Annotated in this window: 2 protein-coding genes; both read right to left on the bottom strand. The window is 66.0% G+C overall.

From position 1 onward, the window contains the following. Positions 1–314: 314 nt before the first annotated feature. Positions 315–440, bottom strand: a complete 126-nt coding sequence (locus ACY34M_RS41825; protein WP_462723966.1) for a hypothetical protein — start codon at positions 438–440, stop codon at positions 315–317. Positions 441–1,277: 837 nt separating this feature from the next. Beyond that, a complete protein-coding gene (locus ACY34M_RS41820; RefSeq protein WP_462723965.1) occupies positions 1,278–1,409 on the bottom strand; it encodes a hypothetical protein in 132 nt (43 codons plus the stop codon). Between the last annotated feature and the right edge of the window lie 358 nt (positions 1,410–1,767).

Below are 1,767 nucleotides of genomic sequence, written 5' to 3'. Positions count from 1 at the left end.
CGAGACCGTCATGACGGCCGTCAGGGCCCGCCGGAGCTACGGCCGAACCTGAACACCGTCAAGGTCTTCCGGCATGGGGACCCCCGCGAGCAGCGTCTTCGCGGTGGTGCAGTCTCACTACAGTCTGAACACGCTGTCCAGTACGCTAGTTGGGTCGGCCGACACAACATGTGTCAACGACGCCGAAGGGCCTGACCCAGGTGGCCGCCCAGGTCAGGCCCTCAACGCAGTTCACGAGCCCGGTCGCCTATCAGCGGACCGGGCTCGCTGCGTATGCAGCCCCGGCCTCCGCGACCGTCTCATGGGTGGGCGTCCTATCGGACGAACTGCCCCACCGTGGCGACAACCGTCACCAGCAGCGCCGCGACGCCGAGTCCCACCTGCCACCTCTCGGGGCCGGTCCAGCGCCTGCGCGGCTTCCACTCGTTCGAGTCGTACACCTGCTATTCCTCCTGCTCTTCCGGTCGTGCACGTGCCCCTGAACGGGCCGCCAGGGGCAGACCGCTTCCAACACCCGCGAATAGATCGCAGATCTTGAAACGGACCCTGAGGGGAAGAGCCGGTGGAACGGTGTTCATACTACCGACGCCACTGACAGCCGACGGGCCCCTAAGTCAGCGTCGTGCCTTGCGGGTTGGCGCACTGCGGGAAGACGCACACCCTCACCCGAAGCTCACGGCTGAACAGCCCCGGAGTGGGCACTGTCCCAACTACATACAGGAGAGGACATCCCCCGGCACCGCCGCGAATTTCCGCAGCATGTTCGTGCCCTTGCCCCTGCCCTCCCGGAAAAGCTTCCCGCACTTCGCGCCGCCACCGCCGTACTCGCACGTCCGTTTCACGTGAAACGGGCGTCATGACGACCGTCATGGCCCAGCCGTCGGAGCGCATGGACCCGCGGAGGCCGGGAACCCGGCTTGTAAAGCCCCGCCGCGCATCCCCCGTCGCGGCGGGGCTCTCTCACGCCCGCGAGGCTGTCAACGCCCTGCGGAGCCGTGGACGCTCTTGACCTTGAAAACCTGGACAGGGAAGCCCGTCCGCGAGAGGTTTGGGCAGTTCACTCGGTTCCCCCACGCCCTACAACCTGGACGCACTGTCCAGTACGCTAGGTCGTGGCGGTTGACATCAGGACGCGTCAGCCACGCCGAAGGGCCCAACCCGGGTGGCACCCCGGGCCAGGCCCTTAGCGCAGTAGGTCACGAGCCCGGTCGCCCTGCTAGAGGCCGGGCTCGCTGCGTTGCAGCTTCCGCCCGCTCCGGGTTCATGTGTGGGTCTCGCTACGGCACGAGGAACTGACCCACCAGGGTCGCGACTCCCAGCAGCAGACCCGCAACAGCAAGCCCGACCGTCACCTTCTGGTAACTGGTCCAGCCCTCGCCGTCCGGCTCTGGCTCGTCATCGTCGTTCACCTGTGTTCCTCCAGTTCTTCCGATGGTGCCCTGACGGGCGGAACAACCCGTCACCTCCGGCGCAGAACTCCGACGCTCGGAGCGACGGGCGACCTGAGGGGGAGAACCGGTGGAACACGAATCATCATACTGACGCCACAGGGCCCCTACGCATTGCGTGGCTTCCCCAACGCTGCGCGCTGGAACGGGAGTTGATTTACGAACCCCTGTTCGAACCTCAACTGTCCTTTTATACAGGCAAGTTCAACAGCCGCTCCGCTTGTGACTTAAGCGTGAAGGTTTCCCCTGCACCTGCCTGCCCGTCACGACGCCTGGCCCGCCGCCGTCGACCAGGCCGTCGCCGAGCACTTCGTACGTT

Source organism: Streptomyces sp. EDA2-14 (assembly GCF_054963755.1).
The sequence above is the reverse complement of the archived record's forward strand: the minus strand, read 5'-3'. Positions and strand labels throughout refer to the sequence as shown.